Raw genomic sequence first — 22,845 nt, forward strand, 5'->3', positions numbered from 1 at the left:
AGGAAGAGCGGGCGCCGTCCACGAACACGTCAGCGCCGCGACCGCCCTGCTCCATGAAGCCGAAGCCCCTGATTCCTGGGGCACAGCACATCAGAACGCGCGTGCCGAAGACGTGAACGAACATGAACGTCCGAACCATGGCAGCGGACCGGACTCCGCCCGACCGCATACCCCGTCGCCGAACACGGCCCGCGCGTCGCAACCGACCTGTGCGGCACCCACCGGAACCCGGGTGCACCGTCTCAGGACACGGGCGGACCGGACGGTCCGGCGGTCCGGCGGTATTCGGCGTTGATGCGCTGGGCTTCTTCGAGCTGGTCTTCGAGGATGACGATGCGGCAGGCGGCCTCGACGGGGGTGCCCTGGTCGACGAGTTCCCGGGCGCGGGCGGCGATGCGCAGCTGGTAGCGGGAGTAGCGGCGGTGGCCGCCGGCGGAACGGAGCGGTGTGATCAGGCGGGCTTCGCCGATGGCGCGGAGGAAGCCCTGGGTGGTGCCGAGCATGTCGGCGGCCCGGCCCATCGTGTAGGCGGGGTAGTCGTCGTCTTCGAGACGGCCGAACGAGTCGTTTGCTGTCATTGCACCTCTCTGTGGAACGCGTGGAGGGGCCCCGGTGCCATTGGCACCGGGGCCCCGAAGGAACTGCTACACCATCTGCCGGCCCTGATACTGCACCGGCCCTCTGTTTCCGCAGACCCGACCAAGATGCTGTCGGGGGTACGGGGATCGCGGTTGCTTGACCGGAGACCACCTCACTATCGATGTCCTGCGGTACCCGGGTCCAAGACTTCCGCCCGGGCGATCCTGATGGCGCTGAACCCCTCCGTTCTTCCCTCTGAACCAATTACTTGCCAAGCCGGAACTGCGTACTGCTGGTGATGCGAACTACCCAGCGGCCTGCGACAGCGCCACTCTTCGGCAGCCAGCCCCGTCGCCCGTCCTGCCTCTGCTCTGGCTTGGAACCCCACTGCCGAACCTCCCGGCACGCGCGCCCGCAGCCGACGCCTTTACCGAGGAACCACTGACAATGCACTGCTGGAACTGCGAACTGCACTTACGGCACTGCGGTATTGCTCATGGCGGCCCCTGATCACTACGGGCCACCCGGTCCGGTCGTCAGCCCCGTCGCCGTCCTACGACAACCCTGGCTTCAGAACTCCACCACCGCACCGTCCTGCGCACTGCAACTGCGTGTACCGCTGCCCGCCAGTTCATCTCTGCCGGGCCTTGCCGATCTCGGCTACGAGAGAAACCATAACCACACCAGCACCCAATGTCTACTCTGGTCGTCATAGATTTTCGTGCTCTGGCCAGAGAGACAGTCAACCTTGACCAGTGATGGGGTACGCGATGACGTCGCTCCGCCGGGACACCCGCTCCGAGCAGCACCGTTACGCCGACCTCGACACCGCGGACACCGCGAAGTCCCCGTCCGACTACGACGACGACCAGCCCGACACGCTCCGCAGCCGGGGGTACCGAGCGCACGCGTGCGCGGCGGAGCGGGACCGGTGCGACGCGATGCGTGTGCTGGGAGGGCGAGCTGTTGCGGCGCCGGCCCGGGCTGCACACCGCCGGACACACCAACCTGCACGGGCTTCGCACCGGCTCCGCCCGCGACGGGGCGTGGTCAGCGCCTGAAGCTGTCCTTCGACCTCTCCTTGGTGTCCCGGGCCTTGCCCCGGGCCTCCAGTGCGGCTCCCTTGGCTGCGGTGGTCTCGTTGCCCACCGCGTGGGCCGCCTTCCTCACGGCCTTCCCGACAATCTGCTCGGTCTTGGCCTTGGCCTTCTCTCCGGCACTCATGTCGGTCCTTTCGTAGGCACTCACTCATCCCCTGCCCATGGCCGCGGAGCGGAAAACTGTTGGCATTGCAGCGCCGCGCACTCCGGGGGCCGGACTCGCCGGCAACACGCCGCAGCGATGGAGCCCGCGATCCCGGCCGAGGCCGCCCACGTGGTGTTCGACGACCTCACCGGCCGCCCCCGCCCGCCAACTGATCGGCTGACGGCTCAGTTCGCGATAGTGCTGTCTGCGCTTGATCGTCGGCGCGGAGGGTGCCAGCGGAGGGTGCCAACCGAGGCGTAAATGGGGTGGCATCGGTCGGCGACCTGATGCTTGGATGCCCAGCGTGACTTCTGTGGATCTTGATGATCGCCCTGAACGCGTACTACTGGACCGACTTGAGCGGTACTACGACGCTGTGCCGCGCCATGGTGCCCGGGCCGAGGACTTCGGGCCGCTGACTCTGTTCGTGCGGGAAGGCCAGGGGTGGCCGTTCTACGCACGTCCAGCTCGGGGATGGTCAGGTGCGGTGAGTGCCGCAGATGTGACCCGGGTCCGCTCCCGGCAGCGGGAACTCGGGATCCCGGAAAGTTTCGAGTGGATAGCCGAGACCACGCCCACGCTCCGGGCCGCGATCGAGGGCTCGGGACTTGTGGTGCACGAGCACCCCTTGATGGTCCTCGACCCGGGGGCGCCGGTGCCCGCTACGGATGAGCTGTCCGGCGGATCGTCGGTGCGGATCATGGATCCGGACGATCCGGCGCTGGCGAGCGCACTGGCTGTGCCGCATCTTGCCTTCGCGGAGCCCGGCACCGGTGTCGGCTCGGCCGGAGTCACCGAACTTGCGGAAGCCGTGCGCGCCCGAGCAGACGACGGGTCGGTGAAAAGCACGGTGACGCGGATCGTGGCGGGCCTGACGTCGCTTGCCGCAGCGGTGGAAGGCGGGACGGCTCTGTGCGCGGGCCAGCATCAGCCGGTCGGAGCGGTCAGCGAGATCGTCGGTGTCGGGACGCTGCCCACCGCACGCCGTCGCGGTCTTGGTCTCGCGGTCACTGCGGCGCTGGTGGCCGACGCCCGGTCGCGTGGCGTGGAAACCGTCTTCTTGTCGGCAGGCGACGATGACGTCGCCCGGATCTATGCCCGACTCGGCTTCCGACATGTCGCCACCGCGCTGACTGCCGAGCCTGCCGAGTAGCGAGCTGCCCGTCCAGGGACTCAGCCGGCCGTGACCTCAGGGCCGTGTCCTGTCGTCGGGGGCCCGGCCGCCCGCACGACCAGACCGTCATGCGCACCGAAGGCATCGCCGAACAGCTCCGTCTCCACCCCGCAGGTCCGAGCCGAAGCCGTCAGCAGGCGGTCGTCGGCGTCCCGCAGTGCGGGCTGGTCGTCGACCGGGCCGGTGACGACGACGGGTCCTGCGAGGCCGGCCAGGAGCTGTCGCTCGACGTCGCCGTGAGCATGTGGGTGGTACCAGTACGTGCCGGCCGACCCTGGGGGAAGGGTGAACTCGCGGACGTCGGAATCGCCGGGCATGAGGTGAGTCAAAGGGGCGTCGGTGGCGGGTGTCATGGGGATGCCGTGCACGTGCAGGCTGGTGGGAGCATCGAGGGAGTTACGGAAAGCCAGCCGGACCCGATCGCCTTCGCGGAGGCGGAGCAGAGGCCCGGGTTCGGTGCGGTTGTAGGCCAGCCGGCCCGCGTCTGCCGTACCCGCGGTGAGGGTGCCGGTCCTGGTTCCGGGTTTGCCTGCGGGTGTACGCAGGTCGAGTTCGGCAAGCTCGGGAAGCGATGGTCCGTCGGCGAGCGCATCTGCGGGGGTGAGGGTGCGGACAAGGGGGATGAGCGCGCCGGCGGTGGCGACGACTCCTCCGACGATCAGCGAGCGCCGTGACAGGTGCTCAGTCATCGTGACTGTGGGCGTCGGAGAAACCGGCGGAATCGGCATTCGCGGCATCCCGGACGACGGCCGTTTCCCCGCCGGTGATGACCAGTTGTCCCTTCATGCCGTCGGCCTGGTGACTGCCGACCGAGCAGTGCACGTCGTACCGGCCGGGGGGCGCCTCGACCACGACGGTGCGGGTGCGGCCGCTGGGCACCTCTGTGTGGATGCCCAGCTTGTCGACGGCGAAGGCGTGGGCGTCGTCGGTGTCGTTGGTGAAGGTGAAAGCGACCGGCCGGCCGGGGGCCACCCGAAGGATGGAGGGTTCGAAGCGGTAATTGACCATGTCGACGGTCGGCAGTGCAGCGATCTGCTCCTGGGTGAGCGAACCGTTGTCCTCGCTCTGGGGGGAGATCAGGACGACACCCGCACTCAGTGCGAGGGCCGCGGCAAGGGCGAGACCGCCGGCGACGACAGGGGTGTGGCGCTTGAGCAGTGCGGCTGCGATCGGCCCGATCACCGCGCCCGCTGCGGCGAGTTCGAGCAGTGCGACGGCGAAGAACAGCGGGTTCCCCGGTCTCGTCAGATCGAAGGAGAGCCCGGCCGTCCGGGTGGCGACGATCGCGACGACCGCGAGGAAGGAAGCGATGGGCGCCCAGCGCAGGCGGCGCCGCACGAGGAGGGCTGCCGTGAGGGGGAGGACGGCGAGCGTGGCCATGCCGGGGTTCGGCTGACCTCCCAGCACCAGGTGAGCGAGGGGTTCGCAGAGTGCCAGTGTCAGGAGTCCGACGACGCCCAGGCGGTCCGGGAGTGTGAGGAGTGGTGCAGGAGCAGGGGCGGGTGCGGTGGTGGTCATGGCCGTCAGGCCTTTCTGGGTCAGGTGTGCACGAGAGAGGTGGTGTCCCGGAGCAGGGAGCGGGGCCCTGCCCGCGTCTGGTGGTCAGGGCCCCGGCCGGTCGGGAGGCAGGGTCCCTGCGGCGAACCTGCAGGCGGCGCATGGGAGTTATGAGGGGGTGGAGGCGCCTTCCCGGGTCCCGCGGCATGGTCGTCCAGGGTTCAGTTCAGGCTTCCCGCGGTGGACTTCAGCGCGTTCAGCCATGCCAGGAGCGAGTCTTCCTACGGGGCGGGTGAAGGGGAGACGGGGTGCGCCGGTTTCGCTGCCGCTGCACGGCTGCGGGCGCGCAGCAGGTGGATTCCGGCTCCGGCGGCGGCGAGTAGGGCGATGAGGGCCGCTGCCAGGAGGGCACGGCGGTAGCCGTACGCCGGGACAGTGGGTGCGGCGCGGCCGGCAGAAGGGTCCGCGAGGGTGGTGAGCATCGCGAGCCCGAGGGCGCCGCCGACCTGCCGGGAGGTGTTGATCAGTCCGCCCGCGATGCCTGCGTGCCGGGGCTCCACCTGTGCGATGCCCCATGCGGTCAGGGGTACGAAGGCGAGGCCGAGGCCGGCGCCGATCAGCACGGAGGGACCGAGCAGGTCGGTGAGAAAGGCTCCGTCGACCGGTAGCCGGGCGAGCCAGAGCAGACCGGCGGCAAGCACGAGCAGACCGGGCAGGAGCGTGCCCCGCAGCCACCCCGCGCCCCAGGAGGCCGACATGAGGGCTGTGGCGAGCGGCAGTTGCGTGAGGCCGGCTTCGAGGGGCGAGTAGCCGAGGACCTTTTGCTGGTAGAGCGGGAGGAAGAAGAACGTGGCGACCCACACCGCTCCGAGCAGCAGCATGAGCAGGTTGCCGGTCACAACCGAGCGGTTGTGCAGAAGAACCGGGGGCAGGAGGGGGTCCTTCGCGCGTCGCTCGATCGGCATCAGCGCCAGGAGCAGCAGCACTCCGGTGGCCGGGACAACGAAGTCGGGCAACGGGGTCGCACCTCGGGCCCCCAAGCCATAGACGAGGAGGGTGAGGCCGGCCGTCACGGTGAGCGCGCCGGGCACATCCAGTCGGGCAGTGCGCTCCTGCCTGCGTCGGGCCAGAAGGAGAAGGGCGGCCGCGAGGCCGGGGAGGGCGACGAGGACGCTGATGGCAAAGATGGCCCACCACCCCAGGGCGCTGGTCAGCACTCCGCTGAGCAGGACTCCTGCGGCTCCGCCCGCCGCAGATGCTGCTCCCCAGACACCCAGGCCCTTGGCGCGGCCGGGCCCCGGAGGCCAATGGGCCAGCAGGATCGCCAGACCGGCCGGTGACAGCAAGGCTGCGCCGATTCCCTGGACCGTGCGGGCTGCGATGAGCAGCCCGGCGCCCGAGGGAATGCTCGCGGCGAGGGAGCCGCCGGCGAAGACGAGAAGGCCGGTCAGGAAGGCGGTGCGGTGGCCGAGAAGGTCGGCGAGGCGGCCGCCGACCGGCAGCAGGGCCCCGAAGGCGATGAGGTAGGCGTTGACGATCCAGGCCAGGCCGGTCGGTGTCAGATCGAGGTCCTGGCCGATTGCGGGCAGGGCGACGTTCACGATCGAGGTGTTGAGTACGACGAGGAACTGCGCACCGGCCAGCAGGGAGAGGACGGGCCCTGGGCGGTGAGGGCGGAGTGCGGGCGTCGGGATGGACATGATGCCTTTCGGGCTGCTGGTCGGTTGCTGGTCAGGGCGGGGCACCGTCCAGGGCCCGCCACCGTCCAGGGCGGGGGGCCGGACGGCGGCGGGCTGGACGGCGGCGGGTGTCGGCCTGCGAGCGGTCATGAGGGCAGCACGGCGGAACGGGGACCGCCACAACGGCCTGGGGGCGAGGGGTTGGGATTGACTCCGGCAGGCACCGTCAACGCCAGGAAGGTGCAGTCCCACTGCGTGCGTCGTGGGCGCCTGTCTGACAGACGCTCATCCCGGTCGGCGCTCGGACAACGGGTCCTCAGCCGCCCATTGCTGCTCGAAGGGGCTCGCTGCAGCACCGGGCCGCTTCACCAGGGGCAGGGGCTGTCGCATCGGCGGGCGCGGGCCGGAATGCCATCCAGCACCTGCCCGCCACTTCGAGAGCGCCGCGGAAATCACCGGCGGCATCCGGTGACATGACGAACGCCGGCACACCGCTTCGGGCGGCTGGAGCTGGAGCAAGGGGCCCGGGCCCGCCTGCCGGTCAGCGGCGCTTGTCGCTCCGGGGCTTGAGATGTCCCTTCTCGGCCTGCTGCTTGAGGTTGTGCAGCCAGTGGTCCAGGGATGCGTCCAGTGCCTCCTGGAGGTAGGCGGTGTTGGCGGTGACGGGGTCGCCGGTCCAGGATTCCTCGGTGTGGACGTGGACGCCGTCCTTGACCTGGGTGAAGGTCCACACGTGGACGGCGGTGATGCCCTGGGCCGGCCCGCCCCATACGATGCGGCGCTTGGGCTGGACCTGCTTGACCGTCGAGGTGATGTTCTCCAGGCCCTCGGTGGACCACACCCACGAGGAGCCCGGACGCAGCGGTCCCGGGGTCTGCTTGAGCGCGGAGCTGACGCCCGGCTGCCAGGCGGGCCAGTCCTCGACGTCGGTCTGGATGCGCCACACGCGGTCCAGCGGCGCGTGGATGACGATGTCGTCCCGGGTGATCACCGGAGCCTTCTCGTCGATGCCGACCGGGGCGAGTCCTCCGCCCCCGAAGGCCAGGGGCAGTGCGGCGAGGACGGTGGTGGCGAAGGAAAGCATGATGGTTTCCCCAAAGGATTGAGAGATTATGCCGACACGTAACGGCTATAGTGTGGTTACTCACTCATTCACGAGCCCGCATGCGATATCGACGGCTGTTGAGCCGAATTCGACAAGGGAAGCGAATGAGCTTCAGAGGGCGAGGTGACCCTGCGGCCGCCTTTCCATCTGTGAGTAGTCAACCACTCATATGCGTGCAACGTCAACCGCCCTTCGACTGCTGCAGCTACGTCCGGCTCGCGTTGCTCTCGTTGCGGCGCCCCGGGGCGGGGAGTTGCCAGGGACTGCGCAGAGCCGGACGCGGCCGCCCGATCAACCCTGGCCCCGGAAGCCCCCGCGGCGACGAGCCCGCCGCCGGGATTGGTGGTGGCGGTGATGACCGCACCGTGGGCCCTGGCGATGGAGGTGAGATCGGACAGCCCCAGGCCCGCACCCTCCCCCGGTAAATGGCGGCGGGGCGCGGCACGGCGGAAGGGCTCGAAAAGGCGGCAATACGGCTCTGCAGAATCTCCGGGCCGGTGTCCGGTGGTGGCGACCGTGAGACTGCCACCAGCGGCGGACACGGTGCCGCCTCTGCGTGCGCAGGGCGTTGGCGTCGAGATTGCGTGCGAGGTGGGCCATCAGGACGGGGTCGCCCCGGAGGAAGCCGGTCGCGACAACGGCGGAAGCCGCGGCGTTCTGCCCAGCGAGCCGGCCACCGGTCTCCACCTCGGGATCTTCGAAGCGGCGCCGTGACCGTCCGCAGCGAGGAGGGGCGGCACAGGAAACCGTGGAGGCCCGTCCGCAGAACTGAGCAACATCTCCGCCGACACCTGGAGAGCCCGGCCCGACCTCCAGACATCCGACCCGGAGCAGTGGAGCCTGCCCCTTCGCGACCGTCACTGCCACGCCCAAGCCGCCGCGGTCCACGCGATGCCGGCGGCCTCTGCACCCCTGCGCCCCTGCACCCCTGCACCCCTGCACAAGAGTCCGGCTCCGACCCGACTGTCGCAGCGGGTGCTCCCGCCGGCGGGACCGCCAAGCCCCCTGCCTGGGCGCGCTTGACACCACCAATCAGTGAGTGGTTGAGTACTCACATGAAGATGGAACGACGCCAGCTGTCCACAGCCGAAGAGCGCCGGGAAACGGTGCTGCGCACCGCCATCGGAGCCTTCGCGGCCCGGGGGTACTTCGGGACCACCACCACGGAGGTGGCCAAGGCCGCCGGCATCTCCCAGGCCTACGTCTACCGCCTTTTCCCGAACAAGGAAGCCCTGTTCACCGCAGTCGTCGAGTACTGCTTCGTCCGAGTTCGCGCCGCCCTTGAAGGCGGAGCCGCGAAGGCCGAGAGCAGCTCGCCCGAGGCCGTGCTCGCCTCGATGGGTGACGCCTACGCCCGTCTGATCAGTGACAACGACCTCATGCTGGTTCAGCTGCACGCCCAGGCGGCCGCGGTTTCCGAGCCTGCGGTCAGGGAAGCGGTGCGGGCCGGGTACGCCCGCACGGTCGAGTACGTCCGGAGCGCGTCGGGAGGCAGCGAGGAGCAGGTACAGCAGTTCTTCGCCGTTGGCATGCTCTGCCACCTGCTGGTCTCCATCGACGCCGAGGCGATCTCCGCACCGTGGACCCGGACCTTGACGGCCGGAATCATGCACTACTGACGCACACCTCGCCAGGCGGCCGCGAGTCTGCAGACCCAGCGGCCGCCCGTTCTTTGACCTCGTAGTGAGTGTTCAACCACACTATCCGACTCCCTTTCCGAGATTGAGGTTCATCATGGCCAGCAAGCCCTACCTGACCGGTCACTACGCCCCCGTCGCCGACGAGATCACCGCCACCGAACTGATCGTGGAGGGCAACCTGCCCCCCGAGCTGAACGGCCGCCTGATCCGCAACAGCCACAACCCGAAGCCCGGCATCACGCCGAGCCACTGGTTCAAGGGCAGCGGCATGGTGCACGGAATCCGGCTGAACGAGGGCAGCGCCGAGTGGTACCGCAACCGATGGGTCCACACCCCCGCCCTGGACGGCGCCCCGTACATGACGGACCGGGGACCCGATCTGACGGTAAGTACGGCCGGCACGCACGTCATCGAGCACGCCGGGCGGTTGCTGGCGCTGTCGGAGGCGGCGCTGCCCTTCGAGCTGACGGCCGACCTGGAGACGGTGGGCGCCTACGACTTCGGCGGCAAGCTCACCTCCGCCATGACCGCCCACCCCAAGGCGGACCCGTCCAACGGCGAACTGCACTTCTTCGCCTCTTCTCCGTTCCCGCCGTTCCTGATTCACCACGTGGCCTCCCCGGATGGGCAGGTGCTGGACAGCCAGGAGGTTCCCGGTGCGAGCGCCGCGCTGAAGCACGACTTCGCGATCACCGAGCACTACGTGATCTTCCTGGAGGGCTCGGTCACTTTCGATCCCGCCGAGCACTCGGGCATCCCCTACAGCTGGAGCGACGCGCAGGCCTCACGGATCGGCGTCATGCCACGCGGGATGGGCGGTGCGGCGCAGATCCGCTGGTTCGAGATCGGCCAGGGGTACGGCATGCACTTCGCCAACGCTTACGAGGACGCCTTCGGGCGGATCGTCGTCGAAGGCCCCACCGTGGGCCGCGAGGGCTGGCAGCGCTCCTGGAACTGGTGGGTCGGCGCCCCGGACCGCGGCGCCGAACCGAACTCCGGATCCCGCAGCCGCCGCTGGACCCTCGACCTGGCGGCCGGTGTGGTCAAGGAGGAGCAGACCGACGACCTGACGGTGGAATTCCCCACCATCAACGACGACTTCACCGGCCGTGAGCACCGCTACCAGTACGCCCTGTCCTTCCCCGACGACCTCGGCATCGGCAACCACACGCTGGTCAAGTACGACCGCACCACCGGCAGCCGTCAGCTGCTGCCCTTCGCCACCGGGCAACTGCCCAGCGAAGCCGTCTTCGTGCAGGCGGAAGGAACGACCGCCGAGGATTCCGGCTACCTCCTCACCGTCGTCAGCGACCTCAACGCCGACGCCTCCACGATGCTCGTCCTGGACGCCTCCGACCTCACCGTGCCCCCGGTCGCCACGATTCACCTCCCCCGCCGCGTACCCGCGATGATCCACGGCTCCTGGATCCCCGACCTCACCCTCTGACCCGGCCCGGCACCCCACGCAACCCCGCTTGCACCACCACTCATCAGCGTTGACGGAGAATCCCATGAAGAACCTCGTAGGCTGCGTCACCCGTAAGGCGACCAGGAGCGTGAAGGCCTTCCCGCTCGCGGCGCACACCGTCACCGAAGCCGTACTGCCGGGCGTCGTGGAGCCCGACGGCATCCAGTTGCGCACTCGGCCTGCCCTCCCGGTCGGCCCCGGGCAGGTGGTGCTGGCCATGGAGGCGGCCGGAGTCTCCTTCGCCGAACAGCAGATGCGGCGCGGCAAGTACTACGACCAGCCGCCCTTCCCTTTCGTGCCGGGCTACGACCTGATCGGGCGAGCCGTCGAGGTGGGTGCGGGCGTGTCCGGCGACCTGCTCGGGCGGCGCTTCGCGGTCCTCACCAAGACCGGCGCCTGGGCCAGCCACGTCACCATCGACGCCGGTGACCTGATCGAGGTACCCGAGTCGGTCGACTCCGCCGACGCCGAGACCTTCGTGGTCAACGGCATCACCGCCTGGCAGATGCTCCACCGCCTGGCCAAAGTCCGAACGGGAAACACCGTCCTTGTGCTCGGCGCGAACGGGGGCGTCGGCTCCACCCTCGTACAACTCGCCCGCATCGCCGGCGCCCAGGTCGTCGGCACCGCCTCGGCCAAGCACCACGACGCAGTCCGCGGGCTCGGGGCGACCCCGGTCGACTACCGGGCCGCCGGTCTGAACGAGCAGCTGCGCGCTCTGGCTCCGCAGGGGTATGACGCGGTGTTCGACCACGTGGGAGGCGAAGGCATCGTGAACTCCTTCCGCCTGCTCGCCCCCAAGGGCACCCTCGTCTCCTACGGCACCGCCTCGACCCGCGACGCCATCGGCTCCTCCAAGGCCCCCGTCCTCAAACTGCTCGCCCGCCTGATGCTCTGGAACGCGCTGCCCAACGGCAAGAGTGCCCACTTCTACAACATCTGGGCCGGCAAGCACAGGCTCGACACCTTCCGCCTGAAACTCCGCGCGGACCTGACGCAGGTCTTCGCACTCCTCGCCGACGGGGCGCTCACACCCCAGGTGGCCGCCCGCATCCCCCTCGCCCAGGTCGGCGAGGCGGTACGGCTCGCCGAATCCGGCACCGTAGTGGGCAAGGTCGTCCTGGTAACGGCGGACCACGCCTGACAGGCCCTGGGCACAGGGCACGCTTCCTGCAGCCCAGGTCGAGGCCGGTCGAAGCCACTCCGTCGCGGAGGGCGCGCACGGTCCCAGGGGTGCGCAGCCGGGTCGCTGCTCGCACGGTCGCCGAGCGGTCGTCTTCCTCCTCCCGCTCCCGGAGCAGCCCCGCGAGGGGGTCGAGTGCCTGGAAGAGGTCACCGCTGATCTCCACATCGCCCGAGCCCGGGCGCGACCGAGTTCGCCGGGGGACCACAGCAAGTGGTGCAGTGTCCGGCGGTTGTTCGGTACGAGAGCAGGTACAACAGCTCCGCGGGCATGCGTAGAAGTCGGATCGCGGCGCTGTTGGGCAGGCCGGAACCGACAACGACCCACGGCGGTACGGGCCGAAGCGGCGTATGGCGAAGACCGGATGCTGGGGTTCTCCACGACGTGGACGACGGGTACCGCTCCGCAAGCGCCGGTCCGCGGATATCGGGTGTACCGGCTACCGAACCCGAGGGTGGCCTCGGACAACTCGCTACCGCCACCGGTATCGGCGGCTCGCATATCGCTGCGTCCGACAAGTCGACCGCCTGCCCGATGTCCAGGAGTTCCTCCGAGGGTTGACCGGAGTCATTCCACATACCCGCTGACGCACGGAAACTCATCACGGCCTGGAATCGATGCGATCGGCATTCCTCTTTCCGCTCCCGATCTTCCCTTCATTGGGCCGGGGGCGACGAACCGGTTCGCGATGGAGGTCCCCGTTGTCCTGCCGACAGGACAGTACAGCGGCACCGTCAACTTTTCGCCGCATCATTGGCACGCCTCACAGCCTCGACACGGCAATGTCATGTTCGCTTCATACTGCACGGATGAATGCTGTATGTTCGTCCCCAGCCGCGACCGAGAACCGGACGTTTCACGGATGGTCGATCTGATGCGCCGCGTGAATCCGCCGGCGCTGATGGGCCGACAACGGGACTCCCGCTGACGGACGTTCACCGGTCCGCATGCGCACGTCTCGCCCACCGTCCGGGGCGTTACACCTGCCGCCCCGAGACGTGGAACTTCACCCCCGTGCACGGAGTCGTGGAGAAGATCGAGTCGACGCAGGAAACACCGGGCGTCGTGCAGGCAACGGTGCAGGTCTTCGAGTAAGAAATGGACGGCAGTTGAGACATGAGCGAATCCGTCGACCATTTTCGCAAGGTGGCCCGGCGTGGGCGCCTTTTGTATCCGGGTGACCAGGGCTGAGGGAATGTTTGAGCTCAGCCGGACACAGGGCCGGCGCGAGGGAATGCTCGAGCTCAGCCGACAGGGCCCCGAGATTCGCGAGCGGGTGGTGCAGTCGTTCGCCGGGCGCGAATGCACCCGGCACGCACAAGCGGCTGATCGCATGAGCCGTCTGCCGTAAAGGTTTTCACGTGACCCCGGGTCCGCACCCCTTGGCGCGTGCGGACCCTGTGACTTTCACCGTCCCGGACGGTCACCCCCGCCGGTCATGCGAGGGGCAGTTGCCGGTCGGTCTCCTTCAATAACTGATCGGCGGCGGCGTCGAGCGTGGCCATCACCCACTCCCCCAACTCGGTCCCGGCTTGGGCCGCCGCCATATGCCACCACTGGAGCCGGTTGTCGGGCACGGCGAGCCGGCTCGTCGCCGCCACGGCGTCCGTCTGCTTCGGAGCGTCCTCGCGCTGGGCCCGGATGGCGTTGCGCAGTTGCTTGGTGCTCCACTTCATCCGTTCGGCACGATCGAGCCAGGTCTCCTGCTCATCGACACTGAGCGACGCCAGCTCGGCATGGTGCTGGAAGCTGAGCGCGGGCCGCCGCCGATCCAGTTCGAAGCGCCGGGAGACCCAGGCGTAATTGCGCAGCGTCTGGTACTGGAGCCCGGCCGCGCAGATGCCGCGCTCATAGCGGTCGGCATAGTGGTCCTTGCCGTAGACGAGCCAGTCCCCGAGCCACCAGGACGACGAGTTGAGCAGCCCGGAGAGCTGATGCCCCGCACGTTCCCACTCCTCGAAGGCGAGTCCTGTGGGTATGTGCAGTCCCACCTTCGTGGTGAGTACTTGATCGCGCCGCGACTCCGCACCGCCGGCGGATCTTCGAGTCCTGGAAACGGACTCTGCGGTCCTGCCGAACATGAGCGACTTGGAGTCTTTGCAGTCCTCGACCTGATTCGTCATCACGCCTCCGTGTAAACGCCGCGTATCGACCGAGCGGGTTCGCGGTGGCTCCCCATCGAACAAGGAAAGCGTTCACCCCGTTTTTGCAGACATGCCAAAGAGCACACGCATGCCAGAAAGCACACGCATGCAGAAAAGCAGTGGCCACCGCCCACAGACAAGTACTGCCGACCTGAATAACCCGGGAATTGTGCACTTCCCGTTGAGGTCGGGATGACCAACTGCCGCGCTCCCGAGTAGATCCCGACATCGATGTGAGTTCAAGGATCTTGGCGCCATCGAGCACTACTTTGCGGAGTTCGAACGCTTCTCTGACGCAGTGGTCTAGTCCACTACCTGGCGTGATTTGAATATACCTATGGGGCGTCGGACACCCTGGATCAGCCGCCGCTACACGTCACCACCCGCCCCGAACGCCACTCCTACCCCTCCCCGCCACCACCCCGACAGGGCGCACGTACTCCGCATCCTTGCAGGTCATGGCTCCACCACCGCGAAGTCCACACCCCGCCGCCGACGAAATGGACGAGCGGCCCAACCCATGAAGGCAAGAGCGGAATTCAGCCGTCATCCTGCTGCCGAGCGCCCCCGAGACCATGTGCCACTCAAGGCGCCCAATCAAGTCAGCCGACCTCAGACAGTGGCGCCACACTGGAGCGCCGCCTAGACTCTCGCCCCACAACGCTCAGTAACGCCGGGGGAGTTATTGCGGCATGAATGCGGCCCAAGCGGACACTTCGTGGTCTTCACGAGACACGACGTGCGCCTTCAGTTCGGAATTACCTCTGGCTCATTTCAGCCAAACGATTTTCAAGAGCTTACGCCGGACCGATCAACGCAGGTGGGCACACGCCTATCTGAAAGGGCTGCTCGACACGTCGGGCAAGAAGTCGCTGCGCCGACTCGCCACCGCGATCTCCCGCGATCCGTCCGTCGTTCAGTCGCTGCGCCAGTTCGTCAGCCTCAGCCCGTGGGACTTCGACGAGGTCATGGAGGAACTCACCCACTGGGTGTCCGACCATCGGCCCGCGCCCGTGTGGTCCATCGCCCGGGCGGTCCTGCCCAAGCGCGGTGACCGGTCGGTAGGTGTCCACCGCTACTTCGACCTGTCCTCGGGTCGTACCCTCAACTGCCAGCTGGGACTTGGCTCCTTCCTGTGCGTGGACACCGCTCAGGTTCCCGTCGACTGGTGCCTGCACCTGTCGACGACCTGGACCCAGAACCCCGAACGGCGCAGGGACGCACGGATACCGGACTCCGAGCGGTACCGGCCTCTGTGGGCGCGCACGCTCCGACTCGTGGACCGGCTGTCGGCCCGCACGGACTGCACGTCCTCCGTCGTCCTCGTCGACATGAGCGACGAACCCGACGTGGGGTACCTGGTGCAGGGACTCGCCAAGCGCCGCCGCGACTTCGTCGTCGCGGTGCCGCCGCACCTGGCGGTGCTGCCCGCCGGCGAAAGTTCCCCGGCACCGGTGAGCACAAGAACCCTGGTCTCCGCGCAGAGCCTGGAGACAGCCGGCGTCCTCCTGCCCCACGGGCAGCAGCGCATCACACACCTCCAGACGTCGCTCGTTCGTCTGCCGGGCAGCTCCCACGGCCGCTCCCCCGGACCTCCCTACCGGCTCTTCACCGAAGTGGGCCCCGCCCGCAAACCGGGCCCACTGTGGCTCACCAGCCTCGCCCACCACACCCTCGCGGAGGTCGGCTCGATCGCCGCGATGCACACCGGGACGATGGACGCGATCGGTTCCATGGAGCAGGACTTCGGACTGCTGGACTTCGAGGGGCGCTCGTTCCCCGGCTGGTACCACCACATGGCCCTCGTCTCGGCCGCCTACACCTACCGCCGCCTGCACGGACTCACCGCTGAGCCGTTCCGCATCACGGCACAGCGGATGCCCTGAGGGCTGTCCCGTAATCCCTGGTGGATCAGTGCACGGTGTCAGATGCGGTGCATCGCAAGGCGGAGTCCTCTCCGCATACTGGATGTATTCGGGCGTTCCGACAACGCGGCGAGGTGCCCTAGCTGTCGTCGTGCGCCCGCCAGGGATTACGGGACAGCCCTTGGCGACGCGGCGCGCGACTTCCCGTGGGGGCGGTTCCGCGATCGGACCGGCCCCCACGGCGCGCGTCAGCGGCGACTGTACTCGGGTGTGTGCGCGGTGCGCCGGCCGCGTGGGGCCGCGAGTCGGCGCGACAGCTTTTCGCCTTCGACATCCATGTTGGGCAGCACTCGGTCGAGCCACTTCGGCAGCCACCACGCGCGGTCGCCGAGGATGGCGAAGAGCGCCGGGATGATGGCCATGCGGACGACGAGCGCGTCGAAGAGGACCGCGAGGGCCAGGCCGAGGCCGATCATCCGTACGAAGTCGTTGTCCTCCATGATGAATCCGGAGAAGACACTCGCCATGATGAGCGCGGCCGCAGTGACCACGCGGCCGCCGTGCCGGAAGCCGGTGACGACCGCCTGGTGGGCCGACTCCCCGTGGACGTAGGCCTCGCGCATCCGGGTCACCAGGAACACCTCGTAGTCCATGGCGAGGCCGAAGACCACACCGATCATGAAGATCGGCAACGTGCTCATGATCGGGCCCGGCTGGTCGACCCCCATGAGGTCGGCGAACCACCCCCACTGGAAGATCGCCACCACGGCGCCGAGCGCCGCGGAGACCGACAGCAGGAAACCGAGAGCGGCTTTCAGCGGCACGAGGAGCGACCGGAACACGAGGATCAGCAGCAGGAAGGCGAGACCGACCACGAGGGCGAGGTAGGGCAGCAGCGCGTCGTTGAGGGTCTTGGAGAAGTCGATGAACATGGCCGTCTGCCCACTCACCAGGACCTCGGCGTCATCGGCGCGCCCGACGCCGGCGAGGTCGCCGCGCAGATTCTTGACCAGTTGTTCCGTCTTGCCCTCCGTCGGTCCCGTGTCCGGTACGACGTTGAGGATCGCGGTGTCGCCCGCCTCGTTGGCGGTCGGCGAGCCCACCTGGGCGACGCCGGGCTCGTCGGAGAGCTTGGCAGCGACGACCGTTCCCACGGACTTGGCGTCATCGGCCTCGATGGTGACCAGCAGGGGGCCGTTGAAGCCGGGGCCGAAGGACTCCGACAGCATGTCGTACGCCTTGCGCTGGGTGGTCTCGGCGGCCATGGTGCCCTCGCCGGGCAGGCCGAGCTCCAGCCGGGTTGCGGGCACGGCGACGGCGCCGAGGCTGACCACGCCGAGCAGCAACACGACGACAGGACGGCGCAGGACGAAGCCCGCCCACCGGGCACCCAGGTTCGGCCGCTGCCGGGCGAACCTCTTCTCGGCCCTGCGGCGCTGGCGCTTGGACAGCGACTTGCCTGCGATTCGCCGGCGGTCCCTCCGGGGCAGCACCTTGAACGGGGCGAAGCCGAGCAGCGCCGGCACGAGGGTTACGGCGACCAGGACCGCGATCGCGACGGTGCCCGCCGCGGTCAGGCCCATCTTGGTCAGCATCGGGACGTTGACGACGGCAAGACCGGCGAGGGCGACGATGACGGTGAGACCGGCGAAGACCACGGCGGACCCCGCGGTGCCGACGGCCCGGCCGGCGGCCTCGTCCCGCTCCCGGCCCTCGGCCATCTCGGCGCGGTAGCGGGAGACGATGAACAGGGCGTAGTCGATCCCCACGGCCAGGCCGATCATCATGGCCAGGGTGGTCGTGGTCGAGGACAGGCCGAGCGTGCTGCCGAGGGCGCCGATCGCGGAGATGCCGATACCGACGCCGATGACGGCGGTGAGCAGCGGCATGCCTGCCGCCACCAGCGAACCGAAGGTCACCAGGAGGATCAGGGCGGAGACTCCGACGCCGATGATCTCGGCGGTGCCGTCCAGCGCCTGCTCCAGGGGGACCGCGTCACCCCCCATCTCGACCCTGAGTCCGTCCGCGCGGGCATCCTCGACTGCCTCGAGCAGGGCGTCGTGCGCCTTGTCGGACACCTCCATGGCGGCGACCTTGTAGGTGACGATCGTGTAGGCCGTGGTGCCGTCCTCGCTGACGGCGCCCGCGGTGAAAGGGTCGGAGACCCTGACGACCTGCGGGGCCTTCGAGAGGCCGGCTACGAGCGCGGCCACGTCCTTCTTGGCCTTGGGATCCGAGATCTTCTCGGATCCCGGTGCGCGGACCACGACCCGGGCCGAGGCGCCGTCGGCGCTCGCGGCCGGGAACTTCTCCTTCAGCAGGTCGAAGGCCTTCTGGGATTCCGTGCCCGGCATGGAGAAGGTGTCGGCGGGCGGGGGCGGCGCGGACGAGGCGGCAGCACCCACCCCGCCGAAGACCAGGAACCACAGCAGGACGGTGAGACCTCGTCGCCGGAAGGCGAAGCGGCCGATTTTGTAGAGCAAGGTAGCCAAGGTGATCCAACTCCTGTTGCTGCGTGCCGAAGACGAGGTGTGTCGAAAGGACCGGGGCGCGACGGACAGCGTCGGCCCGGGTCAGGGCGGACCGGTCCGGGCCGCGCGAGGGGCCGCGGTGCAGCGGCCGAGGGGGTCGGGAAACGTCGGCGCGGGCGCGGCCGGCGAGCACCGGCGCGGTGCACACGAGGACCGTCAGAAGAACGCCGGGCAGCGCGGCGGGCCGGACCTCCGCGGCGTACGCGAGGAGCAGCAGCGCCGCGGCCGAAGCGGGGAGGACCCCATGCCACAGAGACTTGCTGTCACGCGATTCCTTCCCGGGCCAGGCGTCCGGCGGGTGCACGGTGCGGTCGGTGGGTGGCGGGCCCCGAGGCGGCCGCTGCCTGGGTCGCAGCACCCCTTGCTCGGTGCACGGCCCGGGTGCCGAGCGACAGGATCCGCTCTCCGGACACCTGCGGCGAAGGGGCGACGGAGTCCGCCGTGAAGCGCCGGTCGGGGTCGGTGCGGGACTCTCCCGGAGCGGGAAGGAGGCCGGGGGTTCGGGGGTATCCGTGGATGTTCCGCACCCCCCGGTGCCGCCTCTCCGCGTTCCTCCTCGTACGCGGCCGGCCCGGCGGGCCGGTTCTCGAGATGCCAGAAGGGTTGCTCCGGGACACCCCACCGGTCTGCGAGCCGGACGATCGGAAGAGCATTCATAGCGCCATGATGACATCATGTGGCGCCATGTCTACCGCCGACCCGCGCCATCCTGGCGCGCGATAGGCGACACTGAGACATCGAGCGTCCGACTCCTTCTCGATACCATGGCTGTGACCTGTGACCATGCCTCGACGTAGCAGGCGGATCGATGGGTCGGCCACAGCTTTACGTTGGCTGGAAGGCATCGGTGCTCCCCACCAATCGCGAGGGCGGTCGAGGCACCGGGCCCTCGGTGACGCCCTCTTGGAGCCGTGTCGTGCAGGAATGGCGCCACCGGAACCGTCATGTCACCCTCCCCCTCCCCCATGAGGACCGATAGGCGGCAGCCCAGCGGCGGGCGGGCGTGTATCGACGGGTCCTGTCGGCCCGGCAGTCCGCCCGGACCGCGGACGGGTTCAGGTCCAGCAGCTCCGTCCTGCTCGAGTACCTCGATGTCGACAACCCTCGGAGAGTCGAAGGACAGAGGTCCGTGCGTCCCGGAAAGGTTCCCGACGGGGGCGGCTGAAGGACCACCCGTGCCCCGCGGGAAGCGATACTGTGCGCGCGCCGGTCGCGGATGTCCTCGGGACCGACCAGGCACGTGTCCGGCACCGCTTCTTCGACGTCGGTTCCGTACGTTGCCCCGAGTCGACGCCGGCCGGTGCAGCGAGCCCCGGGACGGGCCGGAGCCGCGACATCCGTCGCCGGCACTCGGGGACGACGGAACGCCAGCCGACCTGACTTTGGCGTCATCTCATCGCTCGATGACGCCCCAGGGGCCTGTCCGCTTTCCGTGAACCGGGCCGCGCACGCATTCCGCGGGCGAACGACTGCCGGGCCGCCGTTACCCATCGGTACGCGTCCGGCCCGCCGCTGGACCGCCCCCTGTCGGTCCTCACCGGGGGCGACGCTCCTCGGGCCGCCCCGGTGGGGGCTCGTGACCGGACCTCCCCCACCCACGGAAGTGCACGAACCGACCGGTCATCGCGGATGGGCACGTCCGCCTCGACCCCGAGGGCGAAGCCCGAGCGTCCGTGACCGATTCCGCTCGCTGCCAGGTGGACTTCCAGGACCCTCCTGCGCAGACATCCCGTTATGGCGCTAATGTGGCACCACATGGCGTCAGCGGAGAATTGCACCCCGACAGCGGGGTGCCCCCACCGGTTCTCTCCCGGCCAGTGCCGGAAGGAGCTCGCACGGTGGGCGACAAGTGGCAGACAGGCACAGGGCGCGTGATCCGACGCGACGCGCGCACGGCCAGGAGCGAGGTGTCCGACGTGGTGAGGGCGGGCCAGGATCCGCTGCGTTCCGCGGCGCCAGGGGCCCGTGCCCCGGCGGCTCGCGTCCCGGGGCCGGAGACGAGCCCCCACGACGAAGCGTGGACCTGCGTCGTTCGGGCTGCCGTCTGGACCAGACCGGCGGCCGCAGACATCCCGAAGGCGGCCCGCCATGCCGACGTTCGACACGCCCTCACCTGTCCGGGTAGTGCTCAGCCTGGTGTTCGGTCAGGTCCGGATCGTCGCGAGTGACCGCGCCGAGACGATGGTCGAGGCGCATCCGCGCGACAGCGACGACCAGGACGACGTGCGGACCGCCGAACAGCTGCACATCGACTACGCCGACGGCCGGCTGCTCGTGAACGTCCCGGAGCCGGGCGGGAGCGGCGGCGCGGTCGACGTGGTGATAGCTGTGCCGACCGGATCGAGCCTGCACGGCCGGGGTGTGGCAGCAGACTTCCTCGGAGTGGGAGAGCTGGGCGAGTGCCGGCTCAGCACGGGCCTGGGGCACATCAGGCTCCACCGTACCGGCAGCCTGCAACTGGCCGCCGCCCTCGGTGACATCACGGTCGACCATGCGGTCGGCACCGTCGAGGTCACGGCGGACCGTTGCGACATCCGCCTGGGGCTGATCGAGGGCAGAACCACGATCAGCGCGAAGGGCGAGAGCGATGCCACCGTGGGAGAGGTGCGCGGTGTCGCCCGCGTGCACGCCGAGAAGGGGGCCATCAGGATCAGTCAGGCGCACACCGACGTAGAGGCTCGGACGACCCAGGGCGACATCGACGTCGGGGAAGTGGTGCGAGGATCCGTGGTCGCCGCCACCACCTTCGGCAGCATCCGGGTCGGTGTGGCCGAGACCAGCAGTGCCCGCCTGTCCCTCGACTCCGCCACGGGCACCGTCTACACCTCCCTCTCGCTCCTGGAGGCGTACGAGCAGGCCGACGAGGTCGTGTGCGTCCAGGCTCGGACCGTGATCGGCGACATCGTGGTGAAGCGTTCCGGCGCGAAATGAATCCGCTCGCAGCCGGGCACCGCGCCTGCGCCGGGGGACGGCGGGAGAACAGGTCGAGGACCGTGGCCGAATGCGGTCGGCCCCTCCCCGCTCCTGCATCGAGTGACGACGGTTGATCTGTGCGCTGCGGTGGTATTCACCGGCTGCACTCTGCATGTGCATACGACCTGGCGCCATCATGACGCCACATAGGGACCCTATGGCGACGCCATCCTCGATACCACCTGCATCCAGCGTCCAGCGGTCCGATGACGTGCGAAAAGCTACAGCCGACCGATCGAAGCATCACGCGTTTCACCTGGACAAAGGGGTCGCGCGTGAAGGGTGTACCGAGCAGGCGCCGCGCGGCGCAAGCAGCGTGCCATGATGGTTCCATGGAACTACGGGAGTACGTCGAGGCGCTGCGCGACGAGTTGGTGACAGCCTCTGCGGCAGGAGATGCCGAGACCCGCGCGGTTGCCGAACGACTCGTTGCTCCGCTGGAGTCGGCTGTCCGGCTCACGTTGCTCAAGGTTCTGTCGGCCGCAGCCGACGAGATCACCCGGGACCTGGCACCTGGCTCGGTGGACCTGCGCCTGCGGGGGATGGATCCCAGTTTTGTGGTGACTCCGCCCTCGGGCGGCGAAGGCCCCGCCGATGACGCCATGGATGAGACCGGTGACGCGGCGAGCGACTGGTCGCCCGGACCACTCAGTGGCGCCACGAGCGGCGCCACGGCTCGGATCAACTTCCGGCCTCCGCAGGCGATGAAGGAACAGATCGAGGAGGCGGCGTCCAGGCAGGGCATCTCGGTCAACGTGTGGATGTTCCGAGCCGCCGCAGCAGCGTTGACCACCAGCAGGCGAGCCCCTCGTGGCAAGCAGCAGTTCAACGGCTGGGTGCGGTAGCCGTCGCGACCGGGCACCGCCACCGAGCCCGGTGAGAGGGAAAACGGCCCGGCCGACGGCGAGGCCGAGGCACAAGTAGCCGGAGAACGTCCGCCGCTACTCCAGACCCTCCGCAAACGCCATCGACGAAGTCACCAAGCCGCTCGCCCCCGCGACCGGAGCCGGTAAGGGGCGCCTACTGCGCTGTGATTTCTTCGCGCGTTCATGCCCTTCCTGATGGTGAGCCTCTTCGCGATCTCGGGGACGGGGACACCCTTGTTCTTCGGCGCCAGGGTGAGCGAGTCGTCGTCGATGACCTTGGGGCGGCCGCCGTGGCTGCCCCTCTTCGCGGCGGCGACCTGGCCCCCAGGGTCTCCTCCCGGATGTCGTTGCCTTCGACCTGCCCGGCAGCGGCCGGCACGGCGAAGAGCATGGCCCGTGCCGTTGGGGCCGTGGATGCCGTTCAGCAGGCCGATGAGGAGTTCGAGCTGGAGGCCGACGGAGAGCAGCTCGGCGGCTTTGCGGGTCAGGCGCTTGAGCTCGTGGACGGTGAAGGTGACCGGGGTGTCGGGCGCGGCTTCCTCGAACCGGCGGGCGAGCACGAGCGCAGCCCGGTTCGGGCCCTCCTTGATCCGGGTGCTGATCTGCTCCCGGTAGATCTTGTGGCAGTCCGCTTCCGGAGGGCCTCGAGCCGGCTCGTCGGCTCCTGGCGGACAGTCGACGTACGGGAGTACCCGATGCGGATCGACGTCGCAGTACCACGCGGGCTCTGCGCAGGCACTGCGATGGCGCCGGGCCCTGCCCGCACGGCCTTGGCGCATCGGTACAGCCATGAACGCCAAGCAGGTGATCCCGAACAGTGGGAAGACACCCTGTCCGGCCCCGCATGACGCCGCTCGACACCACCCCGCAGCAACTTGGCACCGTAACCCAGACCC

At 69.0% G+C, this 22,845-nt stretch carries 17 protein-coding genes; 8 read left to right on the top strand and 9 right to left on the bottom strand.

The window, feature by feature from the left end:
• Positions 1-242: 242 nt before the first annotated feature.
• The gene (locus tag ACFWBQ_RS08800) at positions 243-578 is read right to left on the bottom strand and encodes a MerR family transcriptional regulator (RefSeq protein WP_385485602.1); all 336 of its coding nucleotides are present in this window, start codon (positions 576-578) and stop codon (positions 243-245) included.
• Positions 579-1,629: 1,051 nt separating this feature from the next.
• Positions 1,630-1,803 (bottom strand): hypothetical protein, encoded by a 174-nt coding sequence (locus ACFWBQ_RS08805; protein ID WP_385485604.1) that lies wholly within the window; start codon positions 1,801-1,803, stop codon positions 1,630-1,632.
• Positions 1,804-2,311: 508 nt separating this feature from the next.
• On the opposite strand from ACFWBQ_RS08805, the gene ACFWBQ_RS08810 reads away from it, so the two are divergent.
• Complete coding sequence (locus ACFWBQ_RS08810; protein ID WP_385485606.1) at positions 2,312-2,977, top strand: GNAT family N-acetyltransferase; 666 nt, start codon at positions 2,312-2,314, stop codon at positions 2,975-2,977.
• 20 nt (positions 2,978-2,997) lie between these two features.
• On the opposite strand, the gene ACFWBQ_RS08815 is transcribed toward ACFWBQ_RS08810, so the two are convergent.
• The 4 genes from ACFWBQ_RS08815 to ACFWBQ_RS08830 form a co-directional block, all read right to left on the bottom strand.
• Entirely contained in the window at positions 2,998-3,687 is a 690-nt protein-coding gene (locus tag ACFWBQ_RS08815; RefSeq protein WP_385485608.1) for a multicopper oxidase domain-containing protein, read from the bottom strand.
• Positions 3,680-4,516 carry a cupredoxin domain-containing protein gene (locus ACFWBQ_RS08820; protein ID WP_385485610.1) on the bottom strand — a complete coding sequence of 279 codons (837 nt, stop codon included), beginning with the start codon at positions 4,514-4,516 and terminating at the stop codon, positions 3,680-3,682. Before ACFWBQ_RS08820 ends, ACFWBQ_RS08815 begins: the two co-directional genes overlap by 8 nt.
• A gap of 260 nt (positions 4,517-4,776) precedes the next feature.
• Complete coding sequence (locus tag ACFWBQ_RS08825) at positions 4,777-6,324, bottom strand: MFS transporter (RefSeq protein WP_385485612.1); 1,548 nt, start codon at positions 6,322-6,324, stop codon at positions 4,777-4,779.
• Between the two features lie 391 nt (positions 6,325-6,715).
• Positions 6,716-7,258 (bottom strand): SRPBCC family protein, encoded by a 543-nt coding sequence (locus ACFWBQ_RS08830; protein WP_385485614.1) that lies wholly within the window; start codon positions 7,256-7,258, stop codon positions 6,716-6,718.
• 537 nt (positions 7,259-7,795) lie between these two features.
• On the opposite strand from ACFWBQ_RS08830, the gene ACFWBQ_RS08835 reads away from it, so the two are divergent.
• From ACFWBQ_RS08835 to ACFWBQ_RS08850, 4 genes are all read left to right on the top strand, one after another.
• Positions 7,796-7,993 (top strand): hypothetical protein, encoded by a 198-nt coding sequence (locus tag ACFWBQ_RS08835; RefSeq protein WP_385485616.1) that lies wholly within the window; start codon positions 7,796-7,798, stop codon positions 7,991-7,993.
• Positions 7,994-8,334: 341 nt separating this feature from the next.
• On the top strand, positions 8,335-8,898 hold the full coding sequence (locus tag ACFWBQ_RS08840) for a TetR/AcrR family transcriptional regulator (RefSeq protein WP_385485618.1): 564 nt from the start codon (positions 8,335-8,337) through the stop codon (positions 8,896-8,898).
• 115 nt (positions 8,899-9,013) lie between these two features.
• Positions 9,014-10,366 (top strand): carotenoid oxygenase family protein, encoded by a 1,353-nt coding sequence (locus tag ACFWBQ_RS08845; RefSeq protein WP_385485620.1) that lies wholly within the window; start codon positions 9,014-9,016, stop codon positions 10,364-10,366.
• 64 nt (positions 10,367-10,430) lie between these two features.
• Positions 10,431-11,531 carry a medium chain dehydrogenase/reductase family protein gene (locus ACFWBQ_RS08850; RefSeq protein ID WP_385485622.1) on the top strand — a complete coding sequence of 367 codons (1,101 nt, stop codon included), beginning with the start codon at positions 10,431-10,433 and terminating at the stop codon, positions 11,529-11,531.
• 1,475 nt (positions 11,532-13,006) lie between these two features.
• Here the strand turns inward: ACFWBQ_RS08850 and ACFWBQ_RS08855 are convergent.
• The gene (locus tag ACFWBQ_RS08855) at positions 13,007-13,693 is read right to left on the bottom strand and encodes an LmbU family transcriptional regulator (protein WP_385485624.1); all 687 of its coding nucleotides are present in this window, start codon (positions 13,691-13,693) and stop codon (positions 13,007-13,009) included.
• A 713-nt stretch (positions 13,694-14,406) separates the two neighbouring features.
• Here ACFWBQ_RS08855 and ACFWBQ_RS08860 point away from each other — a divergent pair.
• Positions 14,407-15,600 carry an IS701 family transposase gene (locus ACFWBQ_RS08860; protein ID WP_385485626.1) on the top strand — a complete coding sequence of 398 codons (1,194 nt, stop codon included), beginning with the start codon at positions 14,407-14,409 and terminating at the stop codon, positions 15,598-15,600.
• A gap of 227 nt (positions 15,601-15,827) precedes the next feature.
• Here ACFWBQ_RS08860 and ACFWBQ_RS08865 read toward each other — a convergent pair whose 3' ends face one another.
• Positions 15,828-18,071, bottom strand: coding sequence for an MMPL family transporter (locus ACFWBQ_RS08865; RefSeq protein WP_385485628.1), 2,244 nt, complete (start codon positions 18,069-18,071; stop codon positions 15,828-15,830).
• A 2,127-nt stretch (positions 18,072-20,198) separates the two neighbouring features.
• On the opposite strand from ACFWBQ_RS08865, the gene ACFWBQ_RS08870 reads away from it, so the two are divergent.
• Together ACFWBQ_RS08870 and ACFWBQ_RS08875 are read left to right on the top strand one after the other, a co-directional pair.
• Positions 20,199-21,041 carry a DUF4097 family beta strand repeat-containing protein gene (locus ACFWBQ_RS08870; RefSeq protein ID WP_385485630.1) on the top strand — a complete coding sequence of 281 codons (843 nt, stop codon included), beginning with the start codon at positions 20,199-20,201 and terminating at the stop codon, positions 21,039-21,041.
• Between the two features lie 374 nt (positions 21,042-21,415).
• Positions 21,416-21,928, top strand: a complete 513-nt coding sequence (locus ACFWBQ_RS08875; RefSeq protein WP_385485632.1) for a hypothetical protein — start codon at positions 21,416-21,418, stop codon at positions 21,926-21,928.
• Between the two features lie 131 nt (positions 21,929-22,059).
• Here the strand turns inward: ACFWBQ_RS08875 and ACFWBQ_RS08880 are convergent, their stop codons facing one another.
• Positions 22,060-22,740, bottom strand: a complete 681-nt coding sequence (locus ACFWBQ_RS08880; protein WP_385485634.1) for a hypothetical protein — start codon at positions 22,738-22,740, stop codon at positions 22,060-22,062.
• Positions 22,741-22,845 lie beyond the last annotated feature (105 nt).

Source organism: Streptomyces sp. NPDC060035 (assembly GCF_042736635.1).
Classification (GTDB): Bacteria; Actinomycetota; Actinomycetes; order Streptomycetales; family Streptomycetaceae; genus Streptomyces.

Excerpts from the sequence above, each read along its gene's own strand:
- ACFWBQ_RS08800 (WP_385485602.1), bottom strand. The coding sequence starts at position 578 with ATGACAGCAAACGACTCGTTCGGCCGTCTCGAAGACGACGACTACCCC.
- ACFWBQ_RS08805 (WP_385485604.1), bottom strand. The coding sequence starts at position 1,803 with ATGAGTGCCGGAGAGAAGGCCAAGGCCAAGACCGAGCAGATTGTCGGG.
- ACFWBQ_RS08815 (WP_385485608.1), bottom strand. The coding sequence starts at position 3,687 with ATGACTGAGCACCTGTCACGGCGCTCGCTGATCGTCGGAGGAGTCGTC.
- ACFWBQ_RS08820 (WP_385485610.1), bottom strand. The coding sequence starts at position 4,516 with ATGACCACCACCGCACCCGCCCCTGCTCCTGCACCACTCCTCACACTC.
- ACFWBQ_RS08825 (WP_385485612.1), bottom strand. The coding sequence starts at position 6,324 with ATGACCGCTCGCAGGCCGACACCCGCCGCCGTCCAGCCCGCCGCCGTC.
- ACFWBQ_RS08830 (WP_385485614.1), bottom strand. The coding sequence starts at position 7,258 with ATGCTTTCCTTCGCCACCACCGTCCTCGCCGCACTGCCCCTGGCCTTC.
- ACFWBQ_RS08840 (WP_385485618.1), top strand. The coding sequence starts at position 8,335 with ATGAAGATGGAACGACGCCAGCTGTCCACAGCCGAAGAGCGCCGGGAA.
- ACFWBQ_RS08845 (WP_385485620.1), top strand. The coding sequence starts at position 9,014 with ATGGCCAGCAAGCCCTACCTGACCGGTCACTACGCCCCCGTCGCCGAC.
- ACFWBQ_RS08850 (WP_385485622.1), top strand. The coding sequence starts at position 10,431 with ATGAAGAACCTCGTAGGCTGCGTCACCCGTAAGGCGACCAGGAGCGTG.
- ACFWBQ_RS08855 (WP_385485624.1), bottom strand. The coding sequence starts at position 13,693 with ATGACGAATCAGGTCGAGGACTGCAAAGACTCCAAGTCGCTCATGTTC.
- ACFWBQ_RS08860 (WP_385485626.1), top strand. The coding sequence starts at position 14,407 with ATGAATGCGGCCCAAGCGGACACTTCGTGGTCTTCACGAGACACGACG.
- ACFWBQ_RS08870 (WP_385485630.1), top strand. The coding sequence starts at position 20,199 with ATGCCGACGTTCGACACGCCCTCACCTGTCCGGGTAGTGCTCAGCCTG.
- ACFWBQ_RS08875 (WP_385485632.1), top strand. The coding sequence starts at position 21,416 with ATGGAACTACGGGAGTACGTCGAGGCGCTGCGCGACGAGTTGGTGACA.
- ACFWBQ_RS08880 (WP_385485634.1), bottom strand. The coding sequence starts at position 22,740 with ATGGCTGTACCGATGCGCCAAGGCCGTGCGGGCAGGGCCCGGCGCCAT.